We start from the raw sequence: 19409 nt of genomic DNA, 5'->3' as shown, positions 1-19409 counted from the left end.
GTGGGGTATCACCCGTCCCGCTAATCCCACAGGAGTTGGCGCTCTCCACTCCATTCAACGGAACTCACCTGTATTTAAAGTGATAATAAAACAGTGATCTATTTCCATTTTCACAGGAAAGGGTCACTGTTTATATTGTATAATTAATATATAAAATCCAGGTGGTGTTCCTGATGGTCTCTAATCAAGAAACCCTAAATTTCAGCCCATATATGGCAATTTAACGATATCGTCGTCCCAAAAGAAAATATGTTACGTCAAATAAACAAACTTGTTGAAGGCACCCGAGCGAAAGAAGATGAATTTGAATTCAATAAAGAGGCAGGCAAGTATGTAAGGTTGGGCATGTGACCATTCGCAAAGCGCGTATAGGAAAGAAAAAACGGGGAAGCAACCAAGCGTACACTTACTATTTTGACGTTGAGAAATGTAAAGTTTGCCCACTCTGCGAGGGTTGTTACAAGGAAGGAGCAAAAAGTAAAACATATTCAGTCACCATTAAATCAACAGAACACAAGGAACAGGAAGCGTTTCAAAATAGCACTGAATTTAAGGTGAAAGCCAAATCCCGCTATAAGATTGAAGCGAAGAATAGTGAATTAAAACAATGACACAGGTATGATGTAGTCACATCCACGGGTCTATTTGGCATGCAGATGCAAGTGGCCATGATGATATTTGCAGTGAATCTGAAGCGAATACTAACCTTAATGAGGGAAGCAGAGTAAGAAATATCAAATAAAAAACGTAGGTTTTTCAGTGGCCTTGGCTAAATAGCCATGTATTTTTTTTCTTTTACTATTTTTCTTTTATATATTAATGAGTGGATCGGAGCGGAAAATGGCCGACTCCTGCGGGATTTAGCGCGAATGTTGAGACCCCGCAGGGAGCAAAGCGAAGCGACGCGGACGAGGAGGCTCAAGCGCGCCCCGCGGAAAGCGTGCCATTTGGAGCGTAGAGAAACGGTCTATTTAAAGTTTTTGCCCCAGCCTCTTCGTTTGTTTAGTATCATCTTCAGATTGCGTGGAAAGTCGGCTGTAACTTATCAAAAGTTGTAACATAGCGAAAACCAATCGACTTCAACAATTCGCGTGATTCTTCGAATTGAAACGCGATGTCATCTTGCCTATGAGCATCTGATCCAAGTGTGATAATTTCACCGCCGCATTCTTTATAGAGCTTTAGTATGTCATCACTTGGTAATCCGTTTGGCAAGCCATACCGGACACCTGACGTATTTAATTCAATCCCTTTGCCCGCAGGAATGATTAGTTGAAAGATTTCTCGTAATACATCATGGAAATTATTCTGCACGAGTTGAGGCGCATACCGTTTAATTAAATCAATATGCCCTAAAATAGAGTACTTCTCAAAGTGCTTCACACAATGTAGCAACTCGTCATAATACAGTTGCGATGCTTCCTCAACGGAACGCCCTTCAAAAATCTCTCCGAAATGTAATCCTTTTCTTTGGACAGTATGTAATGAACAGATAATGAAATCAAATGTTTCCTTTTTTACCAACTCATTGTATTGATCTAAAATATGAGGTTGGACACCGAATTCCACGCCTTTTTTAAGTCGAATTTGATTTGCATATTTATGTTGTAGCGTATCAATGCGTTCAGCATATTTTTTCTTATCAAAGTCAAACACAAAATTTTCATCAGGGTAATCGTAATCGATATGCTCCGTAAAACAAATCTCCGAAAGCCCTTTTGCAATTGCCCCTTTCACCATTTCTTCCATCTCCACAGTACAATCTGCAGAAAAAGAGCTATGCATATGGTAATCAAACATAAAAAATTCCTCCTATCAGTTGACAAACAATCATAATAGTCTTATAGTACTTTATAACTTTAGTTAAGTAAAGTGATGAAGTGACAAAGTGGGGTGCCGGAATTGAACACTTTTTTACAACGAAATCAGCAATATACACAAGTCATCGATCTGTTAAGCAAACGATTTGCGACATACGGTTATGCACGTATGAAAACAGCTGCATTTGAAAAATACGATTTGTATTCACATGTGACGAGCTCGGTGAAACGGCAAGAAATGGTGAAAGTCATTGACACGAATGGGGAAGTACTCGTTCTTCGACCTGAAGTGACAATTCCGCTTACTCAGGAATTGTCTCATGACCGAAACGAACTCACAAGAGAATACCGTTTCTTTTATATTCAGGAAGTATTTAGACAACAAGTTGGGCAATCGATGAAAACGGAGCGTACACAAGCCGGAGTTGAGTATTTTAGCCAATGCTCTCCAGAAGCTGATGCCGAAGTAATTGCATTGGCGATTCAAACGATGCAGGACTTAGGATGGCAGAACATCACAATTGAACTTGGCCATGCAGCCATTTTGAACAGTTTGATTGCAGGGCTTGGGTTTGACGAGCACAATCAGAATTCCTTAAAGTCGTTGATTCAAGCGAAAAATATAGTAGAACTACGACCGTTTCTGGCTTCTCTTTCGGTAGACAAGACAATGATACATGCTGTAGAACAAATTCCGACTTTCTATGGCAAACCACACGACGTGTTGCAACGTGCAAAGCAGATTTTAACTGCACCTGACATGCAACAGACGATCGCATATATCGAAGAGGTTTACAGAATATTAGTACTCTATGGCTTAGAAGACTACCTCGTCATAGACTTTGGATTAATTAATGATATGGACTATTATTCTGGGGTTCTCTTTCAAGGTTATGTTGAACGGGTTGGTAAACCGGTCTTAATGGGCGGACGCTACGATGATCTTGGCAAAGCATTCGGGGCTGAACTACCTGCTATCGGTTTCGCATGTGATATCGAATCCATTGTGAACGCACTGTATGCAAATCATGCACCACAATCTTTAGTTGACGTAACGATCTTTTATGAACACGATGAGTTAGCACAAGCGATTGAACTGGCAACTGCTTTGCGCAATCGACAATTCAAAGTCGTTTCGGTTCCTTATACGAAAGAACGGTTACAAGCAGAAAACAGTACGTTCACCATTCATATCCGGGAAGGGAAGAAGACGATTCACAAAAATGGGAGCGTGGAACAATTTACAAGCATCGAGGATTTTGTGCAAAAAGGAGTGTTTCTGTGGAACAGTTAACGGTTGCTATGGCAAAAGGACGCACTGCAACGAAGGCGATGAAGCTTTTTGAACAAGCAGGCATCTACTTTTCGAGTTTACAGGATGATAGTCGGAAATTAGTGTTGACCGATGATTCTGGTCAAGTGAAATTGATTTTTGTGAAGGCTGTAGACGTTCCGACTTACGTGGAGAAGGGTGCAGCTGACATCGGGATTATCGGGAAAGATGTCCTGCTCGAAGATCCAAAAGACGTGTATGAGATGGTAGATTTGCGGATATCTGCTTGTAAACTTGTCGTTGCAGGTTTTCCAGGACCGTATCCAAACACACAACTGACAGTCGCTTCAAAATATCCACATGTAGCTAAGACGTTTTTTACGAATAAAGGGATTCGCACAGATGTCATAACGTTGAATGGATCTGTCGAACTGGCACCATTGATTGGAATGGCAGATGTCATCGTTGATATTGTAGAAACTGGAAAGACGTTAAAAGAGAATGGATTAGTTGTTCTTGAAGAAATTGCCGATAGCAGCGCAAGACTCATTGTGAATAAAGCAAGCTTTGCGATTAAAACGGCTGTAATTCAACAACTAATTGGGAGTGTGAAAGAAGGAATGGGGGTGAGCACGTGAAGATACTACGTGCTTCGGAATTTTTGACAGAGTGGCGGATTCGCAATCTACAATCTGTGGATCTTGCAATTGATCAACAGGTACTAGCAATCCTTCAAGAAGTCCGTAAAAATGGGGACGCTACGATAAAAGCATATACAAAACAGTTTGATGGGGTCGATATCGGATCTTTCATCGTTACCGATGAAGAAATTGATGAGGCCTATGCAAATGTGTCAGATGCGTTTCTATCATCTCTCGTTCAAGCGAAACAGCGGATAGCTACCTACCATGCAGAACAGAAAGAACGCTCTTGGTTCATTCAACAACCAAAAGGTGTGATGCTTGGCCAACAGGTGACGCCGATTGAACGAGTTGGTGTCTATGTACCAGGGGGGAAAGCGGCTTATCCATCTACCGTACTGATGAATGTGATTCCGGCGAAAATTGCTGGTGTTCAGCATATTGCCATTACGACGCCACCTCAAGCAGACGGCTCTGTCAACCCTGCTGTATTAGTGGCAGCACGTGAAGCTGGAGCGGATATTGTGTACAAAGTCGGTGGAGCGCAAGCAATTGCGGCGCTAGCGTACGGCACGGAGACCATTGAGAAAGTACATAAAATTACTGGGCCCGGAAATGCGTATGTGGCGCGCGCGAAGAAATGGGTATTCGGGGATGTCGGGATTGATATGATCGCAGGTCCAAGTGAAATTTGTATTTTGGCAGATGAAACGGCAAATCCGGTATATGTCGCTGCGGATTTATTATCTCAAGCGGAACATGACGAGCAAGCTGCGGCTATTTGTGTCACGACAGATAAAGTGTTTGCTGACAAGTTAGCGGTTGAAGTGCAAAAACAAGTAAAGCAGATGGATCGCGTACAAATCGCAACTAAATCGATAGAAGATGCAGGTCGTATTGTCGTCGTCGAATCAGTACAAGAAGCGATCGATGTTGTGAATGAAATCGCTTCTGAACATTTGCAAATCATGGTGCAAAACCCGATGGAAATACTTCCGTTCATTCGAAATGCAGGGGCAATTTTTCTAGGTGACTATTCTCCTGAAGCGTTAGGTGATTACGTCGCAGGACCGAATCATACGTTGCCGACAAGTGGTACGGCAGTTTTTGCTTCACCGTTAGGCGTTTATGATTTCATGAAAAAATCTAGCATCATTCATTATACAAAAGAGGCGTTTGAGGAAGTTGCCGACGATATCATCGTATTGGCAGAAACGGAAAGGTTAAGCGGTCATGCACAATCGATACGCGTGCGGAAGGGGGAGCGGAATTGAGAAGTAAAAAGCTTACACGTCGAACGGCAGAAACGACGATTGACTTGGACTTTGCAATTGATGGTACAGGCAAAACCAATTTGGAGACGGGCGTTGGTTTTTTTGATCATATGCTGACTTTGTTCGCAAGTCACGGCAGATTCGACTTGACTGTGAAATGCAAAGGGGACCTTATTGTCGATCAACACCATTCAGTAGAAGATGTCGGAATTGTACTAGGGCAAGCTTTCCAAGCGAGTATCGGTTCAAAAGAAGGCATTGAACGTTATGCAACGGTATCGACTCCGATGGATGAAGCGTTAGCGACCGTTTCTCTCGATATTAGTGGGCGCTCATTCCTTGTTTATAACGTGGAAGGCTTAAAAGAAAAAGTGGGCGAATTTGATACGGAACTCGTCGAGGAATTTTTCTTGGCGTTCACTCGGCACGCAGGTGTTACGTTGCATATTAATTTGGCATATGGAAGAAACAGCCATCATATCATCGAGTCGGTCTTTAAAAGTTTTGGCAGAGCGTTGCGTTTAGCGAGTGCAATTAATCCGGACATTAAAGGGATACCTTCCACAAAAGGGACATTATAAGGGGGCGTAATGAATGATTTTATTTCCAGCGATTGATATTCGGGACGGCAAATGTGTCCGTCTAGTCCAAGGGGATTACGGTAAGGAGATGATCTATCATGATTCCCCATCTGAAATGGCCAAGCAATGGGAACGACAAGGTGCTACCTATATACATGTCGTCGATCTGGACGGTGCGAAAACAGGGAATTCATTGAATGAAAAAGCGATCGCAGAAATCGTGCAATCTGTATCAGTTCCCATACAAGTTGGTGGCGGAATTAGAACGATGGAGCAGGTCGAGGCGTATTGTGATCTAGGCGTCAGCCGCATCATCATTGGTACAGCGGCCATCGAGAATCCGGCATTCGTCAAAGAGGCAGTTCTAACGTTTGGAGAGAAAATTGCAGTGTCAATCGATGCAAGGAATGGATTTGTGGCGACAAATGGCTGGACTGAAACGAGCGCTGTAAAAGCTGTTGACCTTCTAAAAGAACTTGCGCTGATTGGCATTAAAACCGTTGTCTATACGGATATTTTAAAAGATGGGATGTTGCAAGGACCGAACTTTCAGGAACTGCAGTTGATGCATGAAGCATCACATATCGACATTATTGCATCGGGTGGCGTATCGACGGAACAGGATATTGCAAAGTTAAAAGACATGCAGCTGTACGGAGCGATTATCGGAAAAGCATTGTATGAAGGAAACATATCATTAGAAACCGTAATGGAGGCGAATAGCAGATGACAAAGCGTATTATTCCGTGTATGGATGTCGACAATCGAAAAGTCGTCAAAGGGAAGAAATTTCTAGATGTACAAGAAGTGGCAGATCCTCTTACATTAGCGAAAAAATATGTCGCGGATGGTGCAGATGAACTCGTATTCTATGATATTTCTGCTTCTACGAAAAATCGTGGGATGTTTCTGGACCTAATCGAAGAGATTGCGAAAGAAGTACCCATTCCTTTCATCGTCGGCGGAGGTATTCGTACCATTGAAGATGTAGAGAAAATCTTCTCACTAGGTGGCAATAAAGTATCCATAAACAGTGCCGCACTAACAAATCCGTCTTTAATTCAACAAGTGGCTGAGCGGTTCGGCTCGGAGAAGGTCATGCTATCGATGGACGTGCGGAAAACGGGGCCAGGCAAATGGACAGTGTTTGCTAAAGGCGGCATGGAAGAGACCGCAATCGATGCAATTGAGTGGGCGATAAAAGGCGAACAACTCGGTGCAGGAGAGCTCGTTGTCAACAGCATTGATGAAGATGGTGTAAAAGACGGTTATGACATCGAGTTGAACAAAGCGATGGCTGAGGCAGTAAACATTCCAATTGTTGCAAGTGGCGGTGCAGGGAAGCTTGAACACTTTGCTGAAGTGCTTACTGAAGGTAAAGCAGACGCTGCACTTGCTGCATCCGTCTTCCACTTTGAAGAAGTCAATATTGGTGAATTAAAAGCCTATTTACAACAACAAAATCTCCTTGTCGGACAAAAAGGATGAGCGATTATGGATATCAATACACTTTCATTTAACGAAAACGGGTTACTTCCTGCGATTGTGCAAGACGAGCAAACAGGAGAAGTGCTTATGCTCGCATACATGAACAAAGAAGCGATTGAACGGACGCTTGAAACAGGAGAGGCTTGGTTTTATAGTCGTTCCAGACAACAATTGTGGCATAAAGGCGCGACATCCGGCAATCGCCAACTCGTCAAACGCATTTCATTGGATTGCGATAACGATACTCTACTTTTACAAGTGGAGCCCAATGGTCCGGCCTGCCATACAGGGGAACAATCCTGTTTCTTTCAGACAATTCAAGAAGAACAGCCTTCGGTTAACAGCGTTGTCGGTGAAGTTGTCCGTGAAATTAAAGAACGACGAGACAATCCTTTAAAGGGTTCTTATACGTCGTATTTATTCCAAGAAGGCGTCGATAAAATCTTGAAAAAAATTGGTGAAGAAACGACTGAAGTGGTCATCGCAGCGAAAAATCGTGACAAAGATGAACTGGCGAATGAGTTGGCAGACTTAACGTATCATACACTTGTTTTGATGGAGTTGTTAGAAGTGTCAGTGGAGGACGTGAAAAAAGTGCTTCGGGATCGAAGGCCGAAGAAAGAAGTGTTGCGTGTTGAGTAACTATTGGAGTGACATGGTGAAACGGACAGAGCCGTATGTGCCCGGCGAGCAACTGAATCGACCGGACATTATTAAATTGAATACAAATGAAAACCCGTATCCTCCTAGCCCGCGTGTGAAAGAAGCAATCTTACGTGAAATGGATGGACAGTTACAGAAGTATCCTTCTCCAAGTGCAACCCCACTGCGTTCCGTCATTGCAAGCCACTTCGGTGTTACAGAACAAGAAGTGTTTGTCGGTAACGGTTCGGATGAGGTGCTCGCGTTTTCATTCATGGCTTTTTTTCACCAACAGAAGAAGATTAGATTTCCAGAAGTAACGTATAGTTTTTATCCGGTCTATGCAAAGTTGTTTGCAATTCCGTATGAAACGGTACCATTGAATGACGACTTTACATTGGATGTAGATGCGTTTTTTCATTCCGAAGGCGGTGTCATCCTTCCGAATCCAAATGCACCGACTAGTCTCTATGAGGACATATCGTCCATCGAAAAGATTCTTCAAAAGAATCCTGACACAGTCGTAGTCGTTGACGAGGCTTACATCGACTTCGGGGGAAATTCCGCGATTGAACTAATTAGCCGTTACGACAATCTTCTCGTCGTCCAGACGACTTCAAAATCCAGATCCTTAGCAGGAATGCGCGTTGGCTATGCAATCGGTAATCCGGTATTAATTAACGCATTAATGCGTATTAAAGACTCATTTAATTCCTACACGATAGATCGACTAGCAATGGTGGCGGCTACTGCTGCAATTGATGACGATGCATATTTCAAAAGGACAACTGAAAAAATTGTACAGACGCGAGAGTTAGCAATATCCGCGCTTCAACAAGTTGGATTCACCGTTTTGCCATCGAAGACAAACTTTGTTTTTGCAACACATGCATCTGTTCAAGCGGAGACGTTGTATAAGCAGTTAAAGGAAAATAACATCCTCGTCCGTCATTTCAATGCACCTTTCATTGACAACTATTTACGCATTTCAATTGGTACCGATGAACAAATGGAAATGCTCCTTACAACTTTACGGAAAATACTGTAGATAAAAAATTTGTTGTCGAAGAATTGTGATAGACTGTTATACTACTAGTAAAGGGAAATTATCCTGGAGAAGGTAGGTGTCTATCATGAATATGCCTAAATATATTGACGTTGCACTAATCATTTTTTTGAGTTATTTTGCCTTTGATCGTTTCACAACTGGACAAACAGGTATCGGTATTATGTTTTCAGTGCTTGCATTGTTGAATGTGTTCGTCCTCACAGTGAAAATTAAGCAGGATAAAAAACAAGCGAATGAACCAAAATAAGAGAAGAAACAAAAGCTGTGATTCAAGAAATCCAGCTTTTTTTCTTCGGTTTTCATGCTAAATATGTTATACTTACTGAATGCGAACTTTAGAAGTGAGGAATTGACATGAAAAAATCAATTTACGGGTTAACGTTGGAACAGCTAACAACTTGGTTAGTGGACAATGGACAAAAGAAATTCCGTGCTGCACAAGTATGGGACTGGCTTTACAAAAAGCGGGTCAGCAGTTTTGCAGACATGAAAAATATAAATAAAGACTGTCTTCAATTGTTAGAGGAGAACTTTGCGATTCAGACATTGGAGCAAGCGGTCAAACAAGTATCCGATGACGGAACGATTAAATTCCTTTTCAAAATGCAAGACGGGAATCTAATCGAAACGGTACTGATGAAATTCCCATATGGTCAATCGGTCTGCGTAACAACTCAAGTCGGTTGCAACATTGGATGTAGTTTTTGTGCAAGTGGATTATTGAAAAAGAACCGCGATTTGGATGCAGGCGAAATCGTTGGTCAAATTATGATGGTGCAAGCGCATTTGGATGAACTTGGCGAAGATGAACGCGTCAGTCATATTGTCGTTATGGGAATCGGAGAACCGTTCGATAACTATACGAACTTGATGAGCTTCCTTCGAGTTGTCAATGACCAACAAGGTCTTTCAATCGGTGCACGTCACATTACGGTTTCAACAAGTGGATTAACACCTAAAATCCGTGACTTTGCGGATGAAAACATTCAAATCAACTTGGCCGTCTCTTTGCACGCGCCGAATAATGATTTGCGAACAAGCATAATGAAAATCAACAAAGCATATCCAATCGAAAAACTGATGGATGCAATTGACTACTATTTGGAGACGACAAATCGTCGAATTACATTTGAATACATTTTGCTAAATGATGTAAATGATCACGTAGCAGAAGCTGAACAATTGGCGAAACTACTTTATAAAAAACGCCACTTGTCCTATGTCAACTTGATTCCATACAATCCAGTCGACGAACACGGACAATACCAACGCAGTACACCTGAAGCGATTAAAGCGTTTTATGAAACATTAAAGAAACGCGGCATTAACTGCGGCGTCCGTCTTGAACACGGAACAGACATCGATGCAGCATGCGGTCAGCTCCGCAGTAAGCAAATTAAAAAAGACAAAGAAAAAGCAAAATGATAAAAAAGTAGAGGAAGGAATGAATAATTCCTACTCTACTTTTTTTGCTTACAATAAAAATTACTGGTTTTTTACATTTATGGATTTGTTTAAAAAATATCTTTCGTTTTAACACACGTTTTCATTCGGTAGATGGCAGCAATGTCGCTTAGTTCATGTTGAATCATCTTGATTGTCAATGAAGCCGTCTGGAAAACCGTTATTCTGTCTGTCATAAACGCTTCACATTAAATGAAACACTAGTTTGTTAAAAGCATTTGGCGCGATAGTGAACTTTCATGTCAAAGAACTCCGCGCGTGTCAGATTGTTCTTCATTCCAATCCTTAGAAAGAGAAATTATCCTATAACGGCTCATAATCTCCCGGAACGCCGCATATCGCTCCGAAACGGCTCATATTTATCCCGAAAACAGCATATCTCCCCAAAACGCCGCATAACCCGCTCAGAACGCCGCATATCTCCCCAAAACGCCGCATTCCTCCCAAAAATCCACTCAAGAAATTTGCTTTACTTTATTCTCTTCATCGATTAGTTTCCCGCTTTCTGCCAACGGTGCAAAGCGTGCATTGAAGAACCGTAATGTCGGTGGCTCATACACCATCTTCAATCCGCAAATCCAATCCCGCTTTTCGTACAATGACAAAATCGAATCCACGACGACATCCATATGATTATTCGTATACACACGTCGTGGAATCGTCAACCTCACTAATTCCAAGTTCGGCTTTATATGCTCCCCAGTTTGAATATCTCGACCAGCAGACACAATGCCACGCTCCATGCTCCGTACACCCGAATCTACATACAATGCCGCCGCAAGCGCCTGAGCAGGAAATTCTTCTTGGGCAAGGTGAGGGAGGAAAGCTTTAGCGTCCAGGAATACCGCATGACCACCAATCGGTTGAACAATTGGAATGCCTGCATCCAACAATTGTTGCCCTAAATGGCGCACTTGGCCGATCCGGTGTTCAATGTAATGATCATCGACAGCTTCACGAATCCCGATCGCCATTGCTTCCATATCACGTCCTGCCATCCCACCATAAGAAGGCATCCCTTCATAGACGACGACAAGTTCACGTGACCGAATATAGAGATCCTCATCATTCATCGCTAGGAATCCGCCGATATTGACAAGACAATCTTTCTTTCCACTCATCGTACACCCGTCCGAATAGGAAAGCATCTCCTTCAAAATGCTCGCAATCGTACGATCCCCATACCCATCTTCTCGCTCTTTAATGAAGTAAGCGTTTTCAACACAACGCGTCGCATCGAGCATGACGTCAATCGAATAGGATTGGCACAGTTCATAGACATCCTTCATATTTTGCATACTAACTGGCTGTCCGCCAGCTAGATTCACAGTGACTGCAAGACAAACATAAGGAATTTTGTCAGCCCCAACTCTATCAATTAACGCTTGTAGTTTTGTTAGATCAACATTACCTTTAAAAGGAAGGTTGATCGAAGGATCGTGTGCTTCGTCAATGATAATATCGACAAATGTAGCGCCATTCATTTCTTGGTGAGCACGAGTCGTCGTGAAATACATATTGCCAGGAACAAAATCGCCTTCTTTGATTTTTAACTGCGATAAAATATTCTCTGCTCCACGCCCTTGATGTGTCGGTAACACATATTCATAGCCATATACATCGCGCACTGCCTGCTCTAACTGTTTCCAGCTCTTGCTGCCAGCGTACGCTTCGTCTCCCGTCATGAGCGCTCCCCATTGCGCATCACTCATGGCTGTTGTTCCACTATCGGTTAGTAAATCAATATACACATCTTGCGAATCAATGAGAAACGTATTAAATCCAGCACGCTTCAATGATTCTTCACGTTCCGTACGCGACAACATCGATAACGTTTCCACGCTTTTAATCTTGTACGGTTCTGCTGTCCTACGTTTGATATTCATCAACCCCTTTTTTATTTTCTCCCCCTTCATACTATAGCGAGTACCGCTTTAATGTTCAATCTATTAAAAGTAGTTCGACAATAGTAGTGTGAATACGACAAATTTTGAATGACTAATCCTCTATGAATATGCTGTAAAATTGCTGATTAAAATTAAGGCAGCCTTGGTGAATCTTTGCTCCTAACGCTACGCTTTACTCGCAAAAGCCGTTCTTCGTCACGGCTTTTACTCACGACAAAAAAACAACCCACTTAAAAGAGTAAGTAGGTTGCTTAGACAATTAAGATTCTTTCCCCTTCATCTTACGAATCGCAATCACAATAAATTGAACAATAATCGCTACACCAAAACCGAATGAAGTGATCATATATAACGATAAAACACCAATGACGTCGCCAAATCCGTCTGTATTCATAAGGAAGCTTCTAAAAAACTCTGCAAAGGCAAGTACAAGCGCTACCATGAAAACCCTGTAAGCGATTTTCATGTTGTAAAAGAGCATGACAGCCGCAATGATGCCAACGGTCAAGCTAAATACGCCGAATGCTAAATAATTTTTAAATGTCAATTCTGTTCCTAAAATCGTCCGTATACCCAAAATGAGTAGAACGAAGGAAGTCAGCCCTGTAAAAAAGCCGATTTTCCATAATTTACTGTCCATAACTTCGCACCCTCTCTCCGTACATATCATACAAGAAAACGGGGGAGGAGGGTAGGGAAATGGAAAACAGCTCGCACTTAGTAGACTAGTGCGAGCTGTCGAACAATCATTATTATTTACGTGCAATCAATACAAGTTTACCGTGATCAAGTTCACGTTCCGCATCAGCAGCATCTTCAGCTGTCAAACCAGCTGCTTCCATCTTGTTACGTAACTCGTCACCGCGTGAAGAAAACATGTTTTTCATACTATCGAGGAAGCCTTGTTCCTGCATCCCGACAGATTCTGTATCAAGTGCGTCTGTAATATCATCAGATCGTTTTTTATCATGCGCGAAGATATAGATGTCGTCATGTGTAAAACCTTGGCGCGTCAATTCTTCAATCTCACTTTTTGCTTGTACGGCATTTTCTACAATTCTCTTAACTGTCATGTCAACATTACCTCCATATCGTATTTGTTGTATATATACCTCAATACGCTATTTTTAAACAAGGAACGTTTACAAAGTCCAGTTAGTATTCGATCGAATTGCCTTTTAATCTACGATAGGCGCTCATGAATTCTTTCGGATCCGTTTGGACGCCGTATGTGAACACACCTTGGTTTGTATGGAGATAAAAGAGGCCAGTGCCGTTGGAAAAAGGGCGATAGGACATATCCAGAACAGTTTCCAACGAAAAGGTACGCTCTGACGTTGTTACCATCTCTACATGCAACGTCATGCTGTTTGCTTGTTGTTCCTGTTTCTGTTGAAACCATTCAATCGACCGCTCGATTGTGAAGTAGGTCAATGTTGAAATTGGGGCATTGTTCGGTTCAGTCAAGTGGATTCCTCCCGGGCAAGTCTTGTTCTTATGCTATCAGATTTTTACTCCCGTTCCAAAGAATCACCATCATTGTAGATAACGCTTCACTTCTTTTAGCAACTTTTCTTCAAAATCATCTTCTGCATAGTTAAATTCATTTACAATAAAACCTTCTGGATTGATCAAATAAAAGTTTGTCCCATGAATGACTTGGTCGGACGTTTTAGGTTTTTGAACGATAGTTTGAAACTGTTCTAACGCTAGGTTTTTGATGGCTTCTTGAGAGTAGCCCGTCAAAAGATGCCAATTCGAATCATCTTCCGTAAATTGTGTCACATATGCTTTGAGTTTTTCAGGTGTATCAACCATCGGATCAACCGTAAAAGAAACGAATTGAACGTCCAACTCTTGCTCGCTAGCCATTTGTTGAAGTTCTGCCATTTCAAACGTCATTGGAGGACAGACTGTTTCACATTCAGTGAAAATAAAATTGGCAACCCAAACCTCACCTTTTAAATCATCTGTACCAAAAGATTCTCCATCTTGATCCGTAAATGAAAAGGATGCGATTTGCCTACCAGACTGTTGAGGCGAACTACAAGCTGCTAACAGTACCAGCGTCAGAAGGAGCAAGTGAATGAATTTGCGATTATTCATTAGACATCCCATCTTTCTGTTCAGTCGGTGTACGATTGATGCGTATATTCACAGTCGTTCCTGTAACAGGATCGCTTGTAATTGTGAATGTGCCACCATGTAATCGAACGATTTCTTTAACAATAGATAGTCCGAGACCCGAGCCGCCTGTTGTTCGATTCCGTGCTTTATCGGTTCTGAAAAAACGTTCTCCGAGTCGTTGTAAATCCTCCGTTGCAATGGATATTCCTTCATTCGTCACTATGAATTCAACAAATTGTCCATCTTCTTTCAAGTGAACAAGTAGCTTTCCACTCTTCGTTGAATACTTTACGGCATTATCAAGAACGTTGTAGAAAACTTGTTGAATCCGTTGTGCATCACCGATGATGACAATGTCTTCTTCAATTATTGTTTCTAAATGTAACCCTTTTTCAGCGATTCGCACGTGGAATAAATGAAGTGTATCCAATACGATTTGTGCTAATGCTATCGGTTCGCGCTTTAAAACGTATAAGTCACCTTGCAAATGATTGAGCTCCACTAAATCATTGATGAGTTTGTTTAAACGACCCGTCTCTTTTTCAATCGTGCTTAAATAGCTTTCTGCTTCTTCAGGTGAAGAGTAGATTTTGTCTTTTAACGCTTGTGTATACCCACCGATATACGTCAACGGCGTCCGTAATTCATGGACAATGTTTGACGTGAATTCTTTCTTACGTTCCTCTTGTTGCTTCAAGGATTCACTCATCGAGTTAAAAGCGTTCGCCAGTTGTCCGATCTCATCTTCACGTTCTACGGCAATTCGATTCTGATAGTTGCCTTTTGACACTTCCGTTGAAAATTGCTGCAACTGACGTAACGGATTGAACAACGATCGCCAAGCGCGATTAATGATTAGAAAAAGAATGAAAAAGAACAGCGATCCGACAATGAGCAACAAGGGAATGCTTTCTCGAAAAACATCTTGAATGGCAGCGAGCGGTACATAAATATAAATGAAGCCGATTAGACCGTCCTCGCCTTTAATTGGAAAGATGGCACCAAGTATTTCACGATCCAATTCCTCCACATAGCCTTCTTTTAAGACGTAAGAACCTTTTTCAAGCTTGGCATAGTCAGAAGCATTCACTAAATCCTTTGTGTTGATTTTATACGGGAAGTATGAAGTTAACTCTTCCAATTCATCCACTACAATGATTTCATATTCAGAAACAATGTTGTACCATTGAATCTTTTCAATAATCTCTTCACTTAATTCGCCATAATGATAGTGCGAAGTGGTCCGCTTCCCTTGATAGATAATGGATTCCTCAATGCTCGACAAATACAAGTTGGAATAAAGGAAGTGGAGAAAGAAAAAAGAAAAAAGGATCGTAAAAGCAATACTCGCAAGAAGTATGGCTAATATTTTTTTGCTCAAGGTGAGCCTTTTCATCATTTCACCTCAAATTTATAGCCGATGCCCCATACTGTTTCGATCAAACCACCCGATTCACCCATTTTGAGTCGGAGTGTTTTTATATGTGTATCAACTGTACGATCGGTACTTTGGTGTTGGTCTCCCCATACAAGTTCCAATAATTGCTCTCTCGTATAGACACGGCCAGCGTTTTTTGCTAACGTTTCCAGGATGCCGAATTCCTTTAACGTCAACGATAAAGGTTGATTGTTTAATTGAACCGTATGCGCCATATGATCAATGACGAGTGGACCAATCCTCAAAATATGTGAGGTGGTGTTTTGCTGATACGTTCTTCGCAAGACCGATTCGATGCGTGCAAGTAATTCACCCGGCATGAACGGTTTGACGACATAATCGTCACCACCAAGTTTCAGTCCCTCGATTTTATCCCATTCTTCCCCTTTAGCCGACAAAAATAGTAGAGGGATGTTTGTTGTCCGTTTCATCTCTTTTGCAAAAGCAAACCCATCCATATAAGGCATCATCACATCAACAATACATAAATGCGGTTGCATTTTATACACCTTCGCCAAGGCATCTACACCGTCTGTCGCTTCCTCGACTGTATAACCGTCTCGTTCTAAAAACGTGCGAATAAGTTTCCTCATTTGTGGTTCATCATCTATGATTAATATTGAATAAGGTTTCATACACGACCCTCTTTTCAGCTTCATGATTATGGTAAATAGTAGCTGGAATATATGAAATACTTGTGAAGTGAGTGACTTCATAGTAATTTCTTATTTACTTGATACTATCATACTGAACAAAAAATGTTTGTGTAAATAAATGAATGTGGAGGTCTTTTGAATGAAGAAAAAATTGAGTGCAATCGGACTACTGGTAGGATTGCTCGTATTGGCAGCATGCGGAAAAGCCGAAGAGGCAGATCAGGGGTCTTCTACAGAAGTGCTCCCATTAGACGTGGAACTCACTGTTACGGAACAAGCTGAAATTGGCGAAACGGTTACGATGGAAGCGGTTGTCACTTATGGGGATGAAAAAGTAGAAGATGCCGACAAAGTTGTATTTGAAGTGTGGGAAGAAGGGAAAAAAGAAGATTCTATTATGATCGATGCTGTAAATGAAAAGGATGGTTCATACACAGCAGAAACGACGTTTGACCATGATGGCTTGTTTCATATCCAATCCCATGTTGATGCGAAACAATTGCATTCGATGCCTGTGAAAAAAGTGACAATCGGCCATGGGGCTTCTGCAGAAGAGACGCATGAGGAAGGGCACGGTGATGACCACGGTGAGGGACATGAAGAAGGACACGGCGCGCATGAACATGGGCATACGGATGGTTTTGCCCTTCATTTTGTAAATCCCGAAAACCCAACGACGACTGCTGGAACTGAACTGATGACACACTTACAAATTGACGGTAAACCACTTGAACAAGCAGATGTACGGTATGAAATTTCTAGTGAAGTACTTGGCGATAAGCATTTATGGGTAGATGCATCGGAAACGGTAGCTGGTGAATATACAGCAACTCACACTTTTGAAAAAGCGGGCTCTTACGTTGTGAAAATACATGTGAAAAACGATGATGGATTGCATGAGCATGAAGAGTACACAGTTGAAGTGAAGTAAAGTAACGATTTCTTCAGCTGAATTTCAATTGAATGATGTAGCAACTGACAAGAGTCTCAACGGCTCTTGTTTTTTAGTGGCATAATGAATGGGAATAAAAAAATGGATATAATTACGTCTTCCATATAAAATAGAACTACTAGAAAAGGAGCGGTGATTGTTTATGATGGAATATCCAGAAAAAACGTGTTCAGTGGAGCGGCTTGTAACCGTGCCAGCAGATGTTGAAAGAGTGTTAAAGGGAGAGAAAACAGCTACCCGAAGAAATGGTGTCTATGCTTATCCAGATGAGATTATGGAATTGGATGGGAAACAATTCAAAGTCGATAAATTATACCGTCAACAACTTGGCGAAATGACGGATGAACACGCAAAGCAAGAAGGGTATCCTTCGTTGGAAGACTATAAACAATCCATTCTTGCCTTGCACCCAAAGATGCCTTGGCTGCCGACAATGAAGGTGTGGGTCCACGAGTTCAGCCCAGTTGAAAAGTAAGTTAACCGATGAACTATTTTTATGGCGCACTCGTCTATGCCCATGTCGTATCCGCCGTCCTCGCAATCGGACCATTATTTCTGCTGTTGCCAATCATTAAGCGGTTACGGAGAAGTGAACTTCCATACGAAAGTGCCTATTTGTCCATAATTTATGTAACGGTTCGTTTGGTCATGCACGCTGGTCACGTTCTTGTGGGCACTGGCGTTTTACTTGTACTTCTTGGGCCTTGGCCATGGTATACATCCTGGGTCATTGCAACGCTTATCGTCTTGCTCATTTCCGGATTTTTCCTAGCGACTGGCTTTTCGAAAGTATTAAAAAACTATTATTTATCCTCAAACAACAAGGAAGTCATTTTGACAAGGCTACAACGGACATGTTGGATCTATATCGTGCTAATGTTAGTCATGCTGTGGCTAATGGTTCAAAAACCGGTATTATGGTGATTTTATATGCATCATGTACTGGAAGGATGTGCATAAATGGTGCACATCCTTTTTATGTGCAAAGGTGACAATTCAAACCTTTCAAGCTATAATGCATAGAAAAGAAATGGGGAAACGATTATGCAATGGACGCGCTATCATGATGCAGAGAAGTTTGCTAGCATTGCTGAACCGATTGTCATGAAACAAGAAGACGTGTTCAGCCTATTTTTAGGAGTTCTTCAGGCAATTAAACAAGGAAAATATGAAAACCCTTTTCTTGCTACTGTAGAAGAAGGCAATGACATTTTAGCTATTGTCCAAATGACACCGCCGCACCCTTTGAACGTAGTCATCGTGAATGAAAGTCGAATGGAAGAAGTGATTTCCTTCCTGATTCATAACTTGGTCGCCAGCAATGTGGAGGTTCCGGGTGTCATTAGTTTGAAACCGTGGGCGTCCCTCTTTGCGAGTGAATGGTGTACAACAACTGGTCAGCAGCAGAAGATGCTGATGGATCAAGGACTTTATCGATTAGATGAAGTCGATGACTCGTTACAATTGAGTCCAGGGGAATGGCGGTTTGCCACTGAAGAGGATAGTCCGTTAATTGAAGAGTGGATTACACTTTTTGAAGAGGATACACATCTACCTAAAAGTCCACAATCTACAGTTAAAGAACGTGCCGCTACTTTCATTGCAGCAAAGGAAATATTTCTTTGGGTCAACAATGGAAAAGTTGTTTCCATGATGAAGAAAGCAAGACCAACAGAAAATAGTGTCACAGTTTCCTTAGTGTTTACACCGAAAGCAGAACGAAAAAAAGGGTATGCAAGAACAATGGTCCTGGAAGGTTCCAAGGAATTGTTAAAGGACTATCAATTCTGTGTTTTGTATACAGACATGTTAAATCCGACTTCAAACAAAATTTATCAAGAAATTGGCTATAAACGAATTGCTGATTCGGTTCATATTGGGTTTACAGAGTGCTAAAGTTTCAAACTGAAGCCTTTCCTGAGGGAGAGGTTTTTTATGTGAATAAAAATCTGGGTTTTTGCGTTGAAATAGGAGAAACTCCTCTAAAAATCCAGCCTATTCAACATTTTTATCGTTCTATCGATCACTTATGAGTTTCTATCAATCACTTTCACAATTCTATCGATCATTTTAGGAC

The 19409-nt window shown here is 41.7% G+C and carries 23 protein-coding genes and 1 pseudogene; 15 read left to right on the top strand and 9 right to left on the bottom strand.

Annotated features, from left to right (window positions below; all coding sequences use genetic code 11):
* Positions 1 to 222 precede the first annotated feature (222 nt).
* Positions 223 to 728 (top strand): annotated as a pseudogene (locus ACVHUV_RS16690) (transposase); the annotation flags it as partial.
* Between the two features lie 286 nt (positions 729 to 1014).
* On the opposite strand, the gene ACVHUV_RS16685 reads toward ACVHUV_RS16690, so the two are convergent.
* A complete protein-coding gene (locus ACVHUV_RS16685) occupies positions 1015 to 1800 on the bottom strand; it encodes a histidinol-phosphatase HisJ family protein (protein WP_462085356.1) in 786 nt (261 codons plus the stop codon).
* A gap of 102 nt (positions 1801 to 1902) precedes the next feature.
* Between ACVHUV_RS16685 and hisZ the strand changes: the two genes are divergently transcribed.
* From hisZ to rlmN, 10 genes are all read left to right on the top strand, one after another.
* Complete coding sequence (hisZ, locus tag ACVHUV_RS16680; protein WP_462085355.1) at positions 1903 to 3114, top strand: ATP phosphoribosyltransferase regulatory subunit; 1212 nt, start codon at positions 1903 to 1905, stop codon at positions 3112 to 3114.
* Positions 3102 to 3731, top strand: a complete 630-nt coding sequence (hisG, locus tag ACVHUV_RS16675) for an ATP phosphoribosyltransferase (protein ID WP_317942664.1) — start codon at positions 3102 to 3104, stop codon at positions 3729 to 3731. The genes hisZ and hisG overlap by 13 nt, the downstream gene beginning before the upstream one ends.
* Positions 3728 to 5008: a histidinol dehydrogenase gene (gene hisD / locus ACVHUV_RS16670; protein ID WP_462085354.1), complete on the top strand. Its 1281-nt coding sequence runs from the start codon at positions 3728 to 3730 to the stop codon at positions 5006 to 5008. The genes hisG and hisD overlap by 4 nt, the downstream gene beginning before the upstream one ends.
* Positions 5005 to 5589 carry an imidazoleglycerol-phosphate dehydratase HisB gene (gene hisB, locus ACVHUV_RS16665; RefSeq protein ID WP_462085353.1) on the top strand — a complete coding sequence of 195 codons (585 nt, stop codon included), beginning with the start codon at positions 5005 to 5007 and terminating at the stop codon, positions 5587 to 5589. Before hisD ends, hisB begins: the two co-directional genes overlap by 4 nt.
* A 13-nt stretch (positions 5590 to 5602) precedes the next feature.
* Complete coding sequence (gene hisA / locus ACVHUV_RS16660) at positions 5603 to 6319, top strand: 1-(5-phosphoribosyl)-5-[(5-phosphoribosylamino)methylideneamino]imidazole-4-carboxamide isomerase (RefSeq protein ID WP_462085352.1); 717 nt, start codon at positions 5603 to 5605, stop codon at positions 6317 to 6319.
* Positions 6316 to 7077, top strand: a complete 762-nt coding sequence (hisF, locus tag ACVHUV_RS16655) for an imidazole glycerol phosphate synthase subunit HisF (protein WP_462085351.1) — start codon at positions 6316 to 6318, stop codon at positions 7075 to 7077. Before hisA ends, hisF begins: the two co-directional genes overlap by 4 nt.
* 6 nt (positions 7078 to 7083) lie before the next feature.
* On the top strand, positions 7084 to 7719 hold the full coding sequence (hisIE, locus tag ACVHUV_RS16650; protein WP_462085350.1) for a bifunctional phosphoribosyl-AMP cyclohydrolase/phosphoribosyl-ATP diphosphatase HisIE: 636 nt from the start codon (positions 7084 to 7086) through the stop codon (positions 7717 to 7719).
* Positions 7712 to 8767, top strand: a complete 1056-nt coding sequence (gene hisC, locus ACVHUV_RS16645; RefSeq protein ID WP_462085349.1) for a histidinol-phosphate transaminase — start codon at positions 7712 to 7714, stop codon at positions 8765 to 8767. Before hisIE ends, hisC begins: the two co-directional genes overlap by 8 nt.
* Positions 8768 to 8843: 76 nt before the next feature.
* Entirely contained in the window at positions 8844 to 9035 is a 192-nt protein-coding gene (locus ACVHUV_RS16640) for a hypothetical protein (protein ID WP_317942680.1), read from the top strand.
* A 107-nt stretch (positions 9036 to 9142) separates the two neighbouring features.
* The gene (gene rlmN, locus ACVHUV_RS16635; protein WP_371389268.1) at positions 9143 to 10213 is read left to right on the top strand and encodes a dual-specificity RNA methyltransferase RlmN; all 1071 of its coding nucleotides are present in this window, start codon (positions 9143 to 9145) and stop codon (positions 10211 to 10213) included.
* An 89-nt stretch (positions 10214 to 10302) separates the two neighbouring features.
* Here the strand turns inward: rlmN and ACVHUV_RS16630 are convergent, their stop codons facing one another.
* The 8 genes from ACVHUV_RS16630 to ACVHUV_RS16595 all read right to left on the bottom strand — a co-directional run bounded on the left by ACVHUV_RS16630 (position 10303) and on the right by ACVHUV_RS16595 (position 16359).
* Entirely contained in the window at positions 10303 to 10428 is a 126-nt protein-coding gene (locus ACVHUV_RS16630) for a hypothetical protein (RefSeq protein ID WP_462085348.1), read from the bottom strand.
* 279 nt (positions 10429 to 10707) lie between these two features.
* On the bottom strand, positions 10708 to 12138 hold the full coding sequence (locus ACVHUV_RS16625) for a tyrosine phenol-lyase (RefSeq protein WP_462085347.1): 1431 nt from the start codon (positions 12136 to 12138) through the stop codon (positions 10708 to 10710).
* A 280-nt stretch (positions 12139 to 12418) separates the two neighbouring features.
* Positions 12419 to 12799, bottom strand: coding sequence for a hypothetical protein (locus ACVHUV_RS16620; protein WP_317942685.1), 381 nt, complete (start codon positions 12797 to 12799; stop codon positions 12419 to 12421).
* Positions 12800 to 12911: 112 nt separating this feature from the next.
* Complete coding sequence (locus ACVHUV_RS16615) at positions 12912 to 13232, bottom strand: YflT domain-containing protein (protein ID WP_317942686.1); 321 nt, start codon at positions 13230 to 13232, stop codon at positions 12912 to 12914.
* 82 nt (positions 13233 to 13314) lie between these two features.
* Positions 13315 to 13626: a hypothetical protein gene (locus ACVHUV_RS16610; RefSeq protein ID WP_317942687.1), complete on the bottom strand. Its 312-nt coding sequence runs from the start codon at positions 13624 to 13626 to the stop codon at positions 13315 to 13317.
* A 69-nt stretch (positions 13627 to 13695) separates the two neighbouring features.
* Positions 13696 to 14265, bottom strand: a complete 570-nt coding sequence (locus ACVHUV_RS16605) for an SCO family protein (RefSeq protein WP_317942689.1) — start codon at positions 14263 to 14265, stop codon at positions 13696 to 13698.
* The gene (locus ACVHUV_RS16600) at positions 14258 to 15682 is read right to left on the bottom strand and encodes a sensor histidine kinase (RefSeq protein ID WP_462085346.1); all 1425 of its coding nucleotides are present in this window, start codon (positions 15680 to 15682) and stop codon (positions 14258 to 14260) included. The genes ACVHUV_RS16605 and ACVHUV_RS16600 overlap by 8 nt, the downstream gene beginning before the upstream one ends.
* On the bottom strand, positions 15682 to 16359 hold the full coding sequence (locus ACVHUV_RS16595) for a response regulator transcription factor (protein WP_462085345.1): 678 nt from the start codon (positions 16357 to 16359) through the stop codon (positions 15682 to 15684). Before ACVHUV_RS16595 ends, ACVHUV_RS16600 begins: the two co-directional genes overlap by 1 nt.
* 160 nt (positions 16360 to 16519) lie before the next feature.
* On the opposite strand from ACVHUV_RS16595, the gene ACVHUV_RS16590 reads away from it, so the two are divergent.
* The 4 genes from ACVHUV_RS16590 (at position 16520) to ACVHUV_RS16575 (ending at position 19228) form a co-directional block, all read left to right on the top strand.
* Positions 16520 to 17311: a FixH family protein gene (locus tag ACVHUV_RS16590; protein ID WP_462085344.1), complete on the top strand. Its 792-nt coding sequence runs from the start codon at positions 16520 to 16522 to the stop codon at positions 17309 to 17311.
* A gap of 163 nt (positions 17312 to 17474) precedes the next feature.
* The gene (locus tag ACVHUV_RS16585) at positions 17475 to 17807 is read left to right on the top strand and encodes an ASCH domain-containing protein (protein WP_371389275.1); all 333 of its coding nucleotides are present in this window, start codon (positions 17475 to 17477) and stop codon (positions 17805 to 17807) included.
* 8 nt (positions 17808 to 17815) lie between these two features.
* On the top strand, positions 17816 to 18256 hold the full coding sequence (locus ACVHUV_RS16580; protein ID WP_317942697.1) for a hypothetical protein: 441 nt from the start codon (positions 17816 to 17818) through the stop codon (positions 18254 to 18256).
* Between the two features lie 120 nt (positions 18257 to 18376).
* Positions 18377 to 19228: a GNAT family N-acetyltransferase gene (locus ACVHUV_RS16575; RefSeq protein ID WP_462085343.1), complete on the top strand. Its 852-nt coding sequence runs from the start codon at positions 18377 to 18379 to the stop codon at positions 19226 to 19228.
* Positions 19229 to 19409: the final 181 nt, after the last annotated feature.

It is taken from the genome of Sporosarcina saromensis, from assembly GCF_054901285.1.
Note: the sequence above shows the minus strand (reverse complement) of the source record. Positions and strands in the feature narration are given on the sequence as shown.